Here is a 16,204-nt window from a genome sequence, read left to right as displayed (position 1 = left end):
GATGCTGCTCAATTTCGATCGCCTCGGCTGGTGGAAATATGTGCTTGTTGCCATCACGGTTCTGACGGCCGCCTTCCTGCTGTTGCCGATCCTCTTCATCGCGGCGCTGTCATTCGGCTCGTCGCAATGGCTGATCTTCCCGCCGCCGGGCTGGACGCTGCGTTGGTATGGCGAGCTCCTGTCCGATCCGCAATGGCTGGAATCGGCCTGGACGAGTTTCAGGATTGCGGTGCTCGTCACGGTGCTTTCGGTGTTGCTGGGGCTGGTGACCTCATTCGGCCTCGTGCGCGGCAAGTTCCTGTTTCGCGATGCGCTGAAGGCCCTGTTCCTGACGCCGATGATCCTTCCGGTCGTAGTCTTTGCCGTTGCGCTCTATGCCTTCTTCCTGCGCATTGGCCTTGGCGGTACGCTGGTCGGCTTCGTTCTCTCTCACCTCGTCCTGGCACTGCCTTTCTCGATCCTGTCGATCTCCAGCGCGCTCGAGGGTTTTGACAAATCCATCGAGGATGCTGCCGTTCTTTGCGGCGCCTCGCCGCTTGAGGCAAAGATCAGGGTCACATTGCCCGCCATAAGCCATGGGCTCTTCTCCGCCGCCGTCTTCTCGTTCCTGACCTCCTGGGACGAAGTGGTCGTGGCAATCTTCATGGCGAGCCCGACGCTGCAGACATTGCCGGTGAAGGTCTGGACGACGCTGCGGCAGGATCTCACCCCGGTCGTGGCTGCCGCCTCCACGCTTCTCATTCTGTTGACGGTCATCTTGATGGCGCTGGCCGCGATCGTACGCAAGGTTCTGAAATCATGAGCGAATCCTTCCTGAAAATCAAAGGCATCCGCAAGGAATACGGCCCGGTTGTTGCTGTGCATGACGTCAATCTCGATGTGAGGCGCGGCGAATTCCTGACCTTCCTCGGCCCCTCCGGCTCGGGCAAGAGCACAACGCTCTACATATTGGCCGGCTTCGAGAACCCGACCAAGGGCGATATCCTGCTGAACGGCGAAACCTTGCTGTCGACACCATCGCACAAGCGCAATATCGGCATGGTGTTCCAGCGCTACACACTGTTCCCGCATCTGACCGTTGGGGAAAACATCGCCTTTCCGCTGAGGGTGCGCCGCAAGTCGAAGGCAGACGTCGATAGCCGGGTCAAGGAAATGCTCCGTCTTGTCCGCCTCGAAGGCTTCGAGGATCGCAAGCCCGCCCAGATGTCCGGCGGTCAGCAGCAGCGCGTCGCGCTTGCCAGGGCGCTTGCCTACGATCCGCCGGTGCTTCTGATGGACGAGCCGCTATCGGCACTCGACAAGAAGCTTCGCGAGGAGATCCAGCACGAGATAAAGCGGATCCACCAGCAGACGGAGGTGACGATCCTCTACGTCACCCACGATCAGGAGGAGGCATTGCGGCTCTCGGATCGCATCGCTGTCTTCTCGAAGGGCGTTATCGATCAGATCGGCACCGGGCCGGAACTCTACGCCAATCCTCGCACCCGCTTCGTCGCCGAATTCATCGGCGACAGCGATTTCATCTCCTGCCGTCTGCTATCATCGAATAATGGGCAGGCGACAATCTCACTTGGCGAGCAGGCGGTTTTCGAGCGCATTCCGGTTCATGGGCGGGCTGCCGCCGGCGGCAAGGCCGCGTTGATGCTGCGTCCGGAGCGCATCCGGCTCGCCCGCAAGGCAGGAGCCGAAAATAGCCTCAGCGCCACCGTCGGCGACATTACCTTCCTCGGCAACAACGTCCATGTCTCAACGTTGATCAGCGCCGGCGAGACCTTGTCCGTGCGTCTGCCCTTCGGCCACGAGGCGATTTCAGGCCTCAGCCGTGGCGATCGTGTCCACCTGGAATTCGATCCCGATGCAGCCCATGTGTTCTGCTGAAGCAATACCAGCGAAAGCGCATCGAATAGAGGCCAAAAGTGCTGGCTATTGCACATAGACTGGAACGACAGCCGAGGTTTCGTCGCGATAGGGAAGACGGATCTGGAAGCGGTGTGCACCGCTCTGGATAGGCCAGAAAACCGGCTTGTCGGGATCGGTGATTGCAAAGGGCTCGCCGTCGACGTACCAGACGATCTGCGGCACATGCGGCTGGACATCGGCCTTCAAGGCCAGCCGATTGAACACGGCTGGCTGTTCCGGATTACGCCAGATCTGGCTGTTGCGCGCAGGCGTCGAAATGGCAAGATGGATCTGCGGACTGGAAGCGTCGGCATTGGCGGGTGAGTAGCCCTTTCCTCTCGCTGCCACAGCGCTGATGGGCAGAGGCTTGAGATTGCCATCCGGACGAGGTTGCACGGCTGCCGTCTTCGGCATTTCATCCGGCTTCAGCCATTCGACCAGCGTCTGGCTGCAGGTATTGTCGTTTGCCTGTCCACTGACGACGCAAACATCGACCGGCTTGCGGTCCGGTGGCGTTGGAAAACGCGCATCGGCGATGTCTCCGGGCTTGTTGCCGTGAACCCGATCGATGATATCGTGCACGAGACGCGCGGCAGTCCCGGCTCCGGTCATCCGGTTCATGGTGCCGTTATCACCGCGTCCGACCCAGACACCGACGATCACCTTCTCCGAATAGGCCATGGCCCAGGCATCCCGATAGCCCTGCGAGGTGCCGGTCTTGATGGCGACGGGAAAGGGATATTCCAGCGAACCATAGCGATGGAAACTCGGCAATCTGGCCTGAGGATCGGACAGGAACGAGGTAACCAGTCGGGCGGTGTCGAGGGACATGATCCGCACGGATTGTTGCTGCGGCTGCTCACGCGCCCAGCGCAGGTCCTGCAACTGGCCGTCATTGGCAAGCGCGCCATAGGCCCGCATCAGCCTGTCCAGGCGCGTCGGTAGCGAACCGATGGCCATCGACAGGCCGAAATAATCGGCCGGGGTTTCCAGATCATGCAGGCCGAGATCGCGCAAGAAGCGGAAGGCCGTCTCGAGACCGATCGTGCGCAGCAGGTTGGTCGCGGGCACATTGCGGGAATTGGCAAGCGCCTGGCGCGGCAGCATTGGCCCGAGGAATTCGCGGTCGGCATCGCCGATGCCGGAGGCGCCCTCTTGCAGATCCAGCAACATATCCGTCGGCTTCAGCAGGCCGCGCTCGAATGCCAGCGCATAGATGAAGGGTTTCAAGGTCGAGCCAGGCGAACGCTGTGTCCGCGTATAGTCGAACGCACCGGCATGGCGGCCATAATAACTGCTCGATCCCACTTGGGCCAGAACCTCGCCCGTCTGGCGCGACACCACCATGACGCCGACCTGCTGCGCGCCCGCGGAGCGCCAGTGATCGAGATGTTGCCGCGCAAGTGCTGTCACATCCGCCTGGAGAGCGAGATCGATCGTCGTGTGGATGAGCGGCATGCTAGCCGAGGCGGGAGATATCTGGCCGCTTTCGATAAGATCGTGATAGCGCAATATCAGGTGCAGCGCATCCGGGCGGCGGGGCAGGTTGGGCATTTGCACATTATCAAGCTGACGATGCGCGATCTCGGCCTCATCAGTGCTTATGACATTCTGCTTCAGCAGGACGTCCAGCATCTGGTGGCCGCGTTGAATGGCCCGGCGCAGGCCCTGCGGGCGCAGCGGGTTCATCCGCGTTGGCGATTGAGGGATCGCCGACAGCAGGGCAATTTCCGCCCAGGACAGATCCGCCACCGGCTTGTCGAAATAGAGCCGCGCCGCATGGGCAATGCCATGACTGCCGTTGCCATAGGGCGCCAGCCGCAAATATTGCGTGAGCACGGCCTCCCGGCCGTAGCGCAAGGTCAACAGGATACCGGTGCCGGCCTCCAGGATCTTGTGCACGAAGCTGCGCGATTCCGGCTGCTGCATGCGCGCCACCTGCATGGCGATCGTCGAAGCGCCGGAGCGGCGTCTCGCCGCGCCGAGATTCTGCCAGGCCGCACGGCCAACGGCATAAGGATCAACCCCGGCATGTTCGAAGAAGCGTCTGTCTTCCAGCGCCAATGTCGCCTTGACGAAGCGGTCAGGCAGTTGCTCCAGCGGCCAATAGCCATAATCGACACGGCCGCTGGCGTCGTCGCTGTGGCCAATCTGCGCAAGGAAAGCGCCGCTACGGTCATAAAGGATCGGTGTCGATGCAGGCGCAATCAGCTGCGCGCGCTGATTGATGAGATATCCATAGATCAACGCGCCAGCTACGAGCACCAGCGAAGAAAAAAGAACGAGCTTTGATCGACGGCTTCTCAATAGTGTCATAGCCCGGCCGGCCAGCTCCTTGCCTGATATTCGTCCGTATTGTGATGGCTTATTTTGCCACCACGATCTGCACCGCGGCACTCGTTCCCTGCACGCCCTTTTGGTACATGGTCTCCGCTAGCGCTTGTGGCTGCGTATAGGAGCCGGGGATCAGGGCGCGCATACGATAGGCAAAGGTATAATTGCCCTTTGGCAGCCTGTCAGAGGCGGAGAATACCTGATCGTCCCCATAGGAAACCCAGTCCGAGGGCAGGGTTGAGGCTACCGCCGGCGTCGCCTCGGCCGGAGCGGTGGCGATATTAGGATTGAGGGGATCCAGTCCTGCTGCAAGCGGCATGGTAAGAGCCACATGGGTGCGATCTTCGGAGACGACCAGTTCGACCCTCTCCTCCAATACATCGCCCACCTTCAGGGCAATCGTGCCGTTTGCATCGGGGGCCAGTTTCTCCAGCGGCGCATCGCCGGCAGCGACGCGATAGAGCGTGCGTGTGAGGGCAAAGCCCTGGCTCTGTGCCTGCGCCTTGTAGCCGGCTTCGGCGCGGTGATAACTGGTTTCCACCAGCGCCAGAGCGGATGTCGTCCCCATATTGTTGATGGTGACGCTACCGGGATCCAGAGTGACCTCCCGTAACACCGGTGCATTCGCGTCCAGCGTACGAGATTGAGCGACGCCGTTCTGAGTGAGGGTCAACGGCAGGGGTGTCGTTGGCCTCTGCCACGCCGTTGCGAGTGCTCGGATCGCCGCCGAGGTGGCGTTGGTCGAGCCCCATCCGTCGCCTTCACCCAATTGGAGCAGGGCATTTTTCAAAGCGGGATAGCGCGGATCTGTCTCGGAGGTCAAAGCCGCCGCGCGCACCATCTCCGCCAGGCTGCGGGCTTCCGAAGGAAGGATGATCGGGTTGCCGCCATCCTGCGCCTGACCATTATAGACCAGTTCGCCATTGCGGGAGAGAATGTGAACACGCGACCACATCGCATCGGCCAGGCCACCGACCAGACGCGGGTCGCATCCGGCGCGCCGGCTGCTGCCGCGGTCATCCGGGCAACGCTGACATTCGGCATCAACGCCGCCGAACGGGCCAGTTCAGCCGTATAGGCCGGGTCGAGCTTGCCGCCTTCGGCAAGAGCCGTCAGGGCCTCGACCCGCTCGCGGATCTCGTCGCCGGTTATGAGATGCGGATAGTCCGAGCGGAGCGACAGTTTCAGCACGCTGGCGAGACGATCCGTCAAAGCCTTGTCGGTGGGCTCGCCGGCCTTGTCCGCCGCGACGAGGAACGAATAGGCCCAGGCCGTCAACGAGACATTGCCCTTGCTGTGCGGCCAGAAGCCGACGAGACCGTCGGAATCGACTGCCTGGCCGATCGCCAGCACGGTGTTGTGGACCTCGCCATCTATGCGCTTGTCCAGCTTCGCTGCCGCCAGGATGGGTGTGAAGCTCTTGAAGGCGACACCGGATGAGGCCAGTGATATCCGCTGCTCGGTGGAGCCATAGGGCGATTCCACCAAGACGTTGAGCCCGGCGACCAGTTTCGCCAAGGCTGGATCGGACGTCAGGGTCATGACGCGCTGGAACGATCCGGGACGAACATCCTCCTGTGGCGCCGACAGTGTTTTCGAGCCGCCCGCCGGGATTTCGACGATCTCGTAGTGCCTGGTCGGGATGCGGTCCGGCTTTACCGGCAGCGTGATTTCCACATTGTCGCGGGCATGGTCGGCCTGGCGCTCGACGCCGAAGCGCAGTCGCACATCCTCGTTGCCGGGCTTTGGCTCGGGCACCGAGGCAAGAACGCCGATGTGAGCCGGCTTGTTCTGTTCCCAGGTGAAAGAAACATCCTTGCCACCCTGCAGCGTCAGGCCATCGGATGCGATGGCGGCAACACCGCCGCCGCCGCCACCCTCGACCACACGGGCAATGACGCCTGCCTCGAACTGGTCTCCAGACCGCAGGAAGCGGGGCAGGGCGGGCTGAGCCACGATTTCCTGCCGAATTAGCATTTCGCCGGTGCCATAGCCGAAGCGATCCGGGCCGCTGACGGCCTTGGCACGCAGCTTGAAGAGGGTGAGCGAGTCCGGCAGCTTCACCTTGATCTTGGCAGTCCCATCGGGGCCGACCTTCACGTCGGGGAGATAGATCGGGACCGGCGTGAAATTCTTGCGGACGGAAATGTTGTTGTCCGTGCCCCAATCCTCGCGCTCATCGCCTCCGGGCACCTCATCAAGAGGAATGATGCCGAAGGCCATGTTGCGGGTATCGCGCAGAGCCATGGTGGATTGCCGCTTGACGATGAAATTCGGCAGCGGGTCCAGCGGCTGCTCGGTTGCAAGCGACAGAACGGCCTGGTCGATCATCCAGAAGGTGGCATTGCCCGCGATCGGATGACCCAAGTCATCAGCCAGATGCAGGGTCACCTCCACCTCGTCACCGGGGCGCGCCTTCTTGGGATAATCCATCGTAACGGTAACCGTGTTCTTCACCGGCTTGACCGTCACCGTCTTCGTGGCGGCGATCGTCACCGGTTTGCCCTGGTCGAAGGGTGCGTTCGGCGAGGGAGTGCTCGTCTCCAGCCGCCCCCGCATGATGAGGAAGTGCACGGGGACCTCAGGCATATATTCCTTGCGGACGGTCACCGCATAATGGCCGTAGCCATCGGCGATATCGACCCAATCATAGCGGAACTTACCCTCCGGCTCCTCGATGACGGCCAGAGCGCGGGCTGTCTGGAAGGGGGATTGGATCAGAAGATTGGCCGTTTCGCCGGGGATATAGCTGTCCTTGTCGGTGGTAACGATAGCGGTGCGCGCGGGCGCCTGCGACCAGGTGACTGGCGTGTTGCCGCCGACGAAAAAGTCGACGCTCACCTGCTGGCGACGACCGATCTTGTCGGTGGCCTCGAGCTGGATGATATAAACGCCGGCGTCGGTTGCATTGAGCGCAAGGGTCTGAATATCCTTGGTGCTGGTAATCTTTCGCTCCAGCACGGTTTCGTCCATCTCCTGGGTGACGTATTTCGCCGAACCCTGGCTGAAGTCACTTGCCTGCAGGGTCGAGGTCCAGTTGCGATGGATCAAGCGCGCCGTCATCTCGAGCCCAGCGACGGCATCGCCATTGCCATCGACGGCCAGGATCTGCGGTTCGATCGCACCGGGCTTTGCCACGTAGCGCGGCACCTTCAGGCCAAGCACGAAAGGCGGGACTGCATAGACATTGGTGATGCTGCGCACCTGCAGATCATCGTCGCCGGTAACGGTCGCCTCGATCATGTAACGGCGCGGTTGTGCGGTAGGTTCGATCGTCGTGTCGAAGCTGATGCGCGAGGCGCCACCCGCATCCGTGCTGCCATCGCGCTCGAGCGCGGGCGAAGACTTGAACTCGTCACCGCCGGAGTAGCGCGAATCCGTTGAAAACAGAAAGCCGTCATGGCCAGGCGGCGTCCAATTGTAGGGATACTGCACCGCGCGCCAACGGATCGGCCGGTCCGCCAGCAGACCGCCGGCAAAATAGCGCGCGATCAGATCGACGTTGAAAGACGAGTCGAGCGGTACGGTCTGCGGATTGTTGAGCACGACTTCGAATGTCGGCAGGCGATAGGCCTCCTTCTTGAAGGAGATGCTGCCGCATTGGACTGTGTTATCGGCCGTATCGCTGGCGGCGGCGTTGCCATCGGCATCTGCCGGCTGGGTGGTGTCGGACTGGGCATCATCCGCCTTGCCGTCATCTGTATTACCGTCACTCGTCTGGCCGTCGACATTCTCGTCGTCATTGCCGGACTTCTGCTCCGGCGCCGTCTGGTCCGCCGCCTTCGCCACGTCGCCCGGCTCGAAGTGAACCTTGTAATCGCCGGTTGCCGGCGTTTCGGCGTCGAATTTGTGGTAGAAGCTGCCAGCTGCGTCCAGCTTCACCGGCACGCGCCATTCCTGTTTGTCGGGGCCGGTGATCACGATCTGGCCGCCCTGCTTCGGCAGCGTCAGATGGCCGCCGAGGTAGCTGCGGACATATCCCTTGATATGAACAGGCTCTTCCGGGCGGTAGATCGGCCGCTCGGTAAAGACATGGCAGAGCGTGCGCGCCTGCTCGGCACGATCCTCGTCGGGATTGGTGGTCCAATCGAGCCACGAAGCCGCCGGTTTCGTCCAGTTACTCTGGGCATATTGCGCCGGGGCGTGATCGGGATCGATCACGAGAGTATCCAGTCCCTTCGTCACGATGACGCGACGAATCTTCGCCTCGGCGCGTTGCTTCAGTTCCCAGGAGAAGAAGCCCTGTGCATCCGTCGTCCCGGTCGCGAGCGTGACGTATTTCCCGTCCCGCAAACCATCCAGTTGAATTTGCGCACCGCTAATCGGACTGCCGGTGCCGAGCGATGTGACCGCAAAGCGCACCCGGTCCTGTTCTTCCACCGCGCTCAAAGTCAGGTCAGTGACCTGCACTCGCAGCCAATGGCGGGTCTGGTTGTCCACCGCGCGCAAGCCGATAAGGTAGGTGCCGGGTTGGTCGGCGCCGGCAATCTTGGCAAAAAAAGGCTTCAAGTCCAGACCGAACTTGGTGTCGACACCGCCCTTGTGAATGGGGAGATCCACGAATTGGGAAATGGCGGGTGAGCCCAGTGCCTTTACCCTCGCTCCGATGGCATCGGCCGAGATATCGTCGCTGGTCGCCCATTTTTGCGGTTCCTTGCCCGGCAGAGGCGGCGCGTCATCATCCTTCGTATCCAGCCCTGCTTGCGGGAACGGCCAGAAATCGCGCGACAGCGGGTCGATCGCGTGGATGCGCACATCGGCCCGATCGTAGCCACGCCCGCGCACGGGCACGAGCTGCGGACCAAAGCGCTCGACAACGCCCTGCGACGCGTCCCAGACGAGTGAGGACTGCTCCGGCGAAAAGGCGAATTTCTGGCTGAAACCGCTTGCCAGCGGTCTACCCCGATCGTCCTTCAGAGCACCTGCGGCAACATTGAGCGTATAGACTTTGTCCGTGAGAAAGCGGCCATGGACATAAAGACGTCCGCTGCTTGCCTCGGCCGTCAGGTCGTCAACAGGCGGAGTGATGCGCAAGGCATCACGGACCGACAACTGCTCTCCTGCCACCGGGTTGCTGGAAAACCGGAAAAGCAGACCACGGCCCTGGCCCGACGAAGAAGCTGGCGTCCCTGCATCGGCATCCTCGACCGGATTGCCGTTGTCATCCACTGCGCCGCCGGAGTAGCCGGCGGTCGAGTTGGACGTGCAGCGCATGATGCCATCAGTCGTGGCCGCGTCGAAGCCGCGCCCGCAATCGGAATTGGTCATGGTGAAGGGCACGGCGGTGCGCGCACGCAATTCAAAGATCTGATCGCTGAAATCCTGCGTATCGGCCAGTTTCAGCCGCACAAGCACAACGCGACCATCGGGGACGCTCGTGTGCAGCTTCACCACATAGGATTGCTGATCGCTGCGGCTGTTGCGCTCGAGCGGCTGGATGTCGAAATCCTTCGCGCCCAGCATCAAGCCGCCTTCATCGCCGATCCCGGGCGCCGGGCGCAGTTCAATCGACAGCAGGCGGGCGAGCGCGGCGATATCCACAGGCTCGGCGAAGGTCAGCGTGATCTGGTCGAGCTCATTGACAGGATCGTCACCTGAAGCCGGAACCGTGGAGACCGGCACCGGCAGCAGCGATATCAGTTCCGTCTGACTGCCAGCGTCCTTGTCATGGCCCAGCATCTTCACCTTGACACGAGCCAGCGGTTGCCATTTGTCGGCGGGCCGGAATTGCAGGGCGCGCGGGCCGAGCCATTGCCAGGCGCCGGCAACGGCCGGTTCCATCGTCACAAAACGCTCCGGTGAATCCTCTGGGCCGCCGCTTGCCGCCCCGGTATCCGCAGGAAAGAAAATCGTCACGGGATCATAGGCGCGCAGAAACTTCTCCGGCACGATCTTGACGCCATCGGCGCGTTGCAGAACGTCCAATGCCGGCGACGGAGCGCCCTGCTGGGCATAGCCGCTTGAGATCAGTGCCGAAGAGGCGAGAGCAAGGGCAAAGAGAAATACAATCTTTTTCATTGGTCTCTCACTTCGATCCCGTGGGCTTCAAGCCGGCACGCTGCAGATAATCATTGATAATTTCAGGCGGCGGGCCCGCGGGTGGCGGCGTCAGGCCCACCACCGTCGGCCTGACGACCAGAGTCGGCGCGTCGGCCGGCGCCCGCGCTTCCAAAAGATAATAGCCGGCATCAAGCTTCTTGAGCTGGTTGACGCCCTCACCAAGCAATTGGCCCTTGGCATCCAGCAGGCGGCCAATGGCAAGATCCGGATCGGAGCGCAAGCCGGCGCCGATATTGCCGCTGTTCTTGACTTCGAAGCCGAACAGGGCCGTCGTGCCTGGTGCAAGCACCACAGGTGCACCGATGCCATCGCTGACTGGAACGACAGGCGTTGCCATCAGATCCAGGTTGCCCGACAAAGGCCCCTCATGGGTGGAATAGAGCGTCAGCACTGCCTCGCCCGACGCAACATAGCGGTGGAATTCGGCTCCAGTCGGGAATAGCTGCAGGTCTCGGTGGCCATTCTGTTCCAGGCTGACGATGACAGGCGCGTCGCTGCTGACATCCAGCACCATCGGTTGGGCCGGATCGAGGCGGAAGGCCATGGCCTCACCCTCAAGCGTTACGCTTTGCGGCAGGGTAACAGACTTTGGCTCGGGCTTGGGCCAGGGCGATTTGCCGCCACGCTCCAGCCAGAGCGCAGCCAACCCGGCGCCATGGTCGAGGATCAGCTGGCCGGGACCGGACAGAGAAATGCTATTGCCACGCGAGACCCGACCGTCAGCCCCAATGAAGGTGGCAGCGCCGCCGGAGACATTCAGGACATCGCCGTTTTGGGCGTCGACCGCGATCTCTTCCGATCCGACAGTCCCGAAGAACCGACGCTTGATCTGATCGATACCCAGCGTAATCACCTGTCCCGGTGACAGGCTGACGCGTGCCGATGCGGCGGCATCGGTCAGGTTGACGAGCCAGATCTCTTCCGCCGACGTTGCGACATTACGTGAAAGAGGCGTCGTGCCGGACCAAACATTCAACAACTGCGAGGCCGAAGGGGCGGAGACGACGGCGATGCCGGGCGCAAGATCAAGCGTGAGCCGCTTGGCCCCCGCTGCCAGCTTCACCGGCCGCGCGCTGAGGGCGGGTATGGTCGCGGTGTAGCTGCCGTTCAATGCCACTGCTTCGAGTTCGGCGGCATCGACAGGCCGCAGCCGCATCTGCAGGCTCTCATCGCTTCCGGCGTTTCCGGCGTTGCCGATATGCAAATCCTGATGATCGGCCAGGGCAACCGCGCTGTTGAGGCTGACGCCCATGCCACGCCCGGCATTGAGGCCCGGCTGCCCGAAGGCGGAATCCGCGCGCCACAACCGGACTTTGCCCGGCAATGGCACAGTCGCGGGAATAACCGCCTGGTCACCGGGCGCGAGCGTCAGCGCGATCTCGCTATTGGGTTCGGCAGGGCTAACCTGCACATGGCCGTCTTGGCGAGCGACCAGCCACAGTCGATCCGTTTGCGGAGCAAAAAGTCCCGATGCTGCTGTCGCAAGCGGTCGATCACCACTTGCTCCGGCAAGCAGATCCGTGGCGGTATCGAGCTCGACAAGGCCTGCCGATGGTGCGTGCACAAGCGCAACGTTCAGTGATAGACCAAGGCCATCAATGGTTACGGGCTCCAGGGCAATATCGCCGGGCTCCCGAATGGCACTGATAATGCTGCGCGTGGCGATCTTGATGGGTGCAGCCCCGCCGTCGAGTGTCCAGACCGAGGCGCGCCATTGCGCTTCTCCGTCAGATACGGGCCAGGCGATGACCGGCGTACGGCCTCGGGCAAAGGCTTGTGACTTCCAAATGCCATCAGTACCGCGCTTTTCCAGCGAGAGAACCAGTTCGCTGGTGGATTGCGCCGCGATGAGCGCAAGTTGATCCTTCACGCCGGCTGGCAGAGGGAAGGCGAAGACGGAGGCGCCTGTGACGTCAGCGGTGCCGTTGGGGCCAAGCGCCGGCTGCAACACTTCCTGCGGCAAGGCAAACTGAACCTCTATATCCCCGGCACTGGCCTGATCGTCGCCGTCAGACTGCTGGTCGCCATCGGCTGAATCGGTTTCCTGACTGTCCGAATTCTCAGTCTGCTGGCCGTTGGCCGTGCCGGATGTTGCGGCAGCATCAAGGGACAGCGTGTAGGATCCGGCCGGCAGCCGGCTCGACAGCGCGATGTTCCAATCATCGCTGCGGCCGGCAAGCCGTTCGATCACGGTGCCATGGCCGTCCTTCAATACGCCTTTGATTTCACTGCGGCCGAACGTGCCGAGACTGACCACGTGGTCCTTGTCGACATTGAATGAAAGCTCGGCCGGGAGATTGACGAAGCGCGCCTCGCCTGGCTGCAGAGCCTTCGTGTTCAGGGTAATCTGATAGTCCAGCCGGTCGTCATGGGCGAGGCTCACGAGATCAATCCGGTAGTGCCCCGCCTTCAGCACGCCGTTAAACTGGGGAGAGGCGACAAACCGGGCGATCTGGTCCTTGTCGTCACGGAACAAGGTGCCGATCATGCCTTCGGTGAGGTCGACGCTGACGTCGGCGTCGGCGAAAAGGTCGAAAGTCCAGCTATCGGGAACCCGTGGATCGCTTTTGCTCTGAGGCTCGCGCCATTGAAATGCCTGGGCCTCGTTGAAGGCCAATGGATGCGGCCCATGGCCCTGCAACTGCGGCGGGTCGATGAGCGGCCTCAGCCGGGCGACAAAACGCGTATCGACATCGCGAGGCAGGATCACCAGACGATAGTGACCGGGGGTGAAATCCTGACTCAGTGTGGAGAGCGGCCCGGGCGCAGTCAGCGGCCATCCCTCGGAATCCTCCAGGCGGGCGCTAAGATCGCCGCCAAGAGAATAGAGATCAAGTTGATAGGATCCCGCATTCGCTATTTCGATCGGCACGACGGCGCCACGACCACCTGACAGGCTTCCGCGGCTGGTGCCATCGGAAACCAGCGTTGCGGCCGTCAGCAGCGAAGCCGGCATAACGCTGAGACCGAGATGACCGGAGGAATTCTGCGCTGACACGGCAACCTGATAGGTTCCGGCGCGCAGATAGGTCTGCATCAGCGCATTGTGCCCATCGCCATTATCAGACGCTTGTCCGAGTTTCGGCAGGAACGACGTGCCAAGGCTCAATGATGTCTGAAGACGGCCGAGGGTTTCGATGCGGTAAAGTCCGCCTTCAGCAACATCCAGGCGATAGGATTTCTGCATATCCTCGGCGAGATCGAGAAATTGCCGTTGGCCGGCAAACAAGGGTGCTGCGGGGGCAGCCGGCGCGCTCCGTTTCGCTGCAGCGGGATCGGGCTGCCAGCTGACGCCTATGACCCGCGGAGCCGAAGGTGCCGGGAAGCGCAGGCTCAAGGTTCGGCCCGTTGCATCAGCGCGCTCATTGCTGGCAGCAAAAGCGACAGGCGCATTATGGATGTCAAATGCGGTGATCGTCCCACCGCGCGGCACATGCACGTCGATGCGCAAATCCGCCGGCGAGGCGGGCCGTGACAACGCATTCGCATCATCGGCGGCAGCCTTTTGAGCCTGCGGAACCGGCGCCGGCACATTGGACATCGGCTGGCTTTGTGCGGGCTGCGGCTGTGCCGAAGCATCAATCGGCTGCCAAAGAGCCAACGGCCGCGCCTGCAGATCGGCAGGCAGCGCGACGGCGCGCGGCCCGGTCAGCAGTCCGGGGGCAACATTGGTGATTATCTCGTAGCTGGTCGCCTGTTCAGCGTCCCGGATACCAAATGAAATGCTGGTGCGCGCCGGTGCCGCAGGCTGGACCGGCGGCACGACACCCGGCGTGCCAAAGGCGAGGTCGACGATGCCAACCGCATTGTTGTCGGGCATAAGGCGCAGCAGATAATAGCCGGCGTCCAAATCGAAACGATCGGGGATGCGGCCATCGGCGCGCGGCGCATTGCCGACCAGTACCGGGCTGATATCGGCGTGGAGGGCAACGCCCGAGGTTTTGATCGCGATCTGGCCCGCCTGTGTCATCTCGAACAGAAGCGAGGTCGGTCCGCGCAAATTGAAGCGCCGATGCCAGGCCTGGCCGGGGCTCAAATGCGGCGTGTCGGACGCAACAATGGTGGCCTTGCCGCTGCTATCCTGACGCAGCAGCAGAGCCGTAGCCGGGATCTCGTCGCCACCTTCGCCGGCAACATCGAGACTGATGAGATTAGGCACGGAGCCATCGAATTGCGCCTGATTGCTGAACCGCAGTCCCCGAACCTGAAAGCGCTGGCCCTCATAACCCGACACTTCGACAATGCCGGCTTGGCCGTTTGCCGAGAGCGCAAGCGTGGCAACCGGTTCTCGGCTTGATTTAACGATCGAGGCACTTTGAAACGCGGTTGCCGCGCTGGAAATACGGCCGGCGCGAAGCACCGCCGGCGCTGATTGCGGCAACTCAAGTCGGAAGGTGTCTAAATCCGCAGGCGCCTCGAAACGGACCGAACCGAAAGGCCCGATCACGCCTTCAGCAATCCCCGCGGCCAAGGACATTTGCGTGCCGGCGCGGATGTGAAATGGCTCGGCGGCGTCCGAGTTGGTCCAGACAAGCTTCTGGCCGCCATAGGCCGTTACCAGATAGCGGCCCGGTTCGACTGCACCGGCCAGCGTGGCCCGTGTCATGGGGAGGCCCGGCTTCAGCTCGAAGATCGACAGCCTCGGTGAGAGGTCGGCAATATCGGTGCCGTTTCGCCACAAGCGCAAATCCTGAAGCGAGCGCCCGACCGCCTCGATGTCGACGCGTCCGGAATCGGGAATGTCGATCCAATAGGATCTTTGCTGGAGATCGCTCAGCTCGCCATCGACCCCTGTGGTGGTCAAGGCCGCATCGGGACTTTCAAGCTCCTGATAGGCCTGTGCCGTTAGCTTTATAGTCCCGGTGGCTCCCTTCGCTCCGAACACGCGGATCTTGTAGGTGCCCTTGTCGAGCAACGCATCGATGCGGCCATCGCTGACGCCAGGCGCACCCATGCGATCTCCCGGGCCTGCGATCATGTCCACCAATTGGAGTGCTGCGCCCGTGCTGCTCTGGGTGCGGATGGTGATATGGCCGGGGGTATCGACAGTCACCAGGGTGCTGCCGTCCTGACCGGCAGGCAGTTGCTCCAAGGCCAAATGCGGCTGCGCCACGGGTGGGGGCGAGGCTTTGGCGGGCGCGGGTTGAGATGCGACGACGACGGGCGGTGCCGCCGGCTCCTGTATCACGGGCGTCTGCGTTTCGATTGCGGGTGACGCTGCAGGTTTGACCGGCTGACCGGGAGATGCGGAAGTATTGTTGTCTGCCGAAGGGGCCGTTGCTTTGAGGGCCGCAAGTCGTGTCTGGTATGCGGTCGCCAGGCATTTCGAAAGGCCGATTGAGTCCGGTTGGACACAGGATTTGTTCCGGTCTGCCAACCAGCGGCGCTGTTGCTGCCGCAGATCACTCAGCTTTGCCGGATCGCCAGCAAGATCGACCAGGGCCTGCCGATAGGAAGCGGCCAGCGCGGCATCCTGAGAAATCAGGGTTGGCGAGGCACAAATCGCCTTTTCGATAGCAGTCTGGGCCTTGCCGCAATCAAAGGATTGCGCTTGGCAGATCGCCGGAAAAAGACCGAAACCGAGGGCAACAAAGGCGAGCAGGCGAGGGGCGAAAGCCATAGGTAACTCGTTTCTTAAGCAGCCGGTCCGCTACTCAATATGAGCTATCTTCGCGCAAGACAAGAGCTACCTGACAGCCTCGGAAATCGAGGCGCCCTCCGCAAAGCAGATCCTCCTAGATGGAGAACGACCGCTTGCAGGCTCCCGGTTCCAGTCATCTGGAGTCTGCTTTCTGTCATTCTCATAAGATGGCCACGAGAGGCGGAGAGATGCTCGCGCAATGCCGATCAGGTGCGACTACCTACGGAGCCATTGTCCTATTGATCAGCCTATCTGGAAGAGGCCTGTCAG

The 16,204-nt window shown here is 62.1% G+C and carries 6 protein-coding genes; 2 read left to right on the top strand and 4 right to left on the bottom strand.

The window, feature by feature from the left end; genetic code table 11:
* Position 1 precedes the first annotated feature (1 nt).
* Both BSK43_RS12955 and BSK43_RS12950 read left to right on the top strand, forming a co-directional pair.
* Positions 2 to 802 (top strand): ABC transporter permease, encoded by an 801-nt coding sequence (locus tag BSK43_RS12955; RefSeq protein ID WP_077470590.1) that lies wholly within the window; start codon positions 2 to 4, stop codon positions 800 to 802.
* Complete coding sequence (locus BSK43_RS12950) at positions 799 to 1,878, top strand: ABC transporter ATP-binding protein (RefSeq protein ID WP_077470589.1); 1,080 nt, start codon at positions 799 to 801, stop codon at positions 1,876 to 1,878. Before BSK43_RS12955 ends, BSK43_RS12950 begins: the two co-directional genes overlap by 4 nt.
* A gap of 45 nt (positions 1,879 to 1,923) precedes the next feature.
* Here the strand turns inward: BSK43_RS12950 and BSK43_RS12945 are convergent, their stop codons facing one another.
* From BSK43_RS12945 to BSK43_RS12935, 4 genes are all read right to left on the bottom strand, one after another.
* On the bottom strand, positions 1,924 to 4,215 hold the full coding sequence (locus tag BSK43_RS12945; RefSeq protein WP_246662561.1) for a transglycosylase domain-containing protein: 2,292 nt from the start codon (positions 4,213 to 4,215) through the stop codon (positions 1,924 to 1,926).
* Between the two features lie 49 nt (positions 4,216 to 4,264).
* Entirely contained in the window at positions 4,265 to 4,801 is a 537-nt protein-coding gene (locus BSK43_RS35670; protein WP_246662611.1) for a hypothetical protein, read from the bottom strand.
* Positions 4,802 to 5,052: 251 nt separating this feature from the next.
* Positions 5,053 to 10,251, bottom strand: a complete 5,199-nt coding sequence (locus BSK43_RS12940; protein WP_246662560.1) for an MG2 domain-containing protein — start codon at positions 10,249 to 10,251, stop codon at positions 5,053 to 5,055.
* Positions 10,252 to 10,258: 7 nt separating this feature from the next.
* Positions 10,259 to 15,913, bottom strand: a complete 5,655-nt coding sequence (locus BSK43_RS12935) for a lysozyme inhibitor LprI family protein (RefSeq protein ID WP_077470587.1) — start codon at positions 15,911 to 15,913, stop codon at positions 10,259 to 10,261.
* Positions 15,914 to 16,204: the final 291 nt, after the last annotated feature.

Source organism: Rhizobium sp. P44RR-XXIV, from assembly GCF_001999485.2.
GTDB lineage: Bacteria > Pseudomonadota > Alphaproteobacteria > Rhizobiales > Rhizobiaceae > Rhizobium.
Note: the sequence above shows the minus strand (reverse complement) of the source record. Positions and strands in the feature narration are given on the sequence as shown.

What these genes read in the sequence shown, in the direction of transcription:
- BSK43_RS12955 (WP_077470590.1), top strand. Translation starts at nt 2, where the DNA reads ATGCTGCTCAATTTCGATCGCCTCGGCTGGTGGAAATATGTGCTTGTT.
- BSK43_RS12950 (WP_077470589.1), top strand. Translation starts at nt 799, where the DNA reads ATGAGCGAATCCTTCCTGAAAATCAAAGGCATCCGCAAGGAATACGGC.
- BSK43_RS12945 (WP_246662561.1), bottom strand. Translation starts at nt 4,215, where the DNA reads ATGACACTATTGAGAAGCCGTCGATCAAAGCTCGTTCTTTTTTCTTCG.
- BSK43_RS35670 (WP_246662611.1), bottom strand. Translation starts at nt 4,801, where the DNA reads ATGGGGACGACATCCGCTCTGGCGCTGGTGGAAACCAGTTATCACCGC.
- BSK43_RS12940 (WP_246662560.1), bottom strand. Translation starts at nt 10,251, where the DNA reads ATGAAAAAGATTGTATTTCTCTTTGCCCTTGCTCTCGCCTCTTCGGCA.
- BSK43_RS12935 (WP_077470587.1), bottom strand. Translation starts at nt 15,913, where the DNA reads ATGGCTTTCGCCCCTCGCCTGCTCGCCTTTGTTGCCCTCGGTTTCGGT.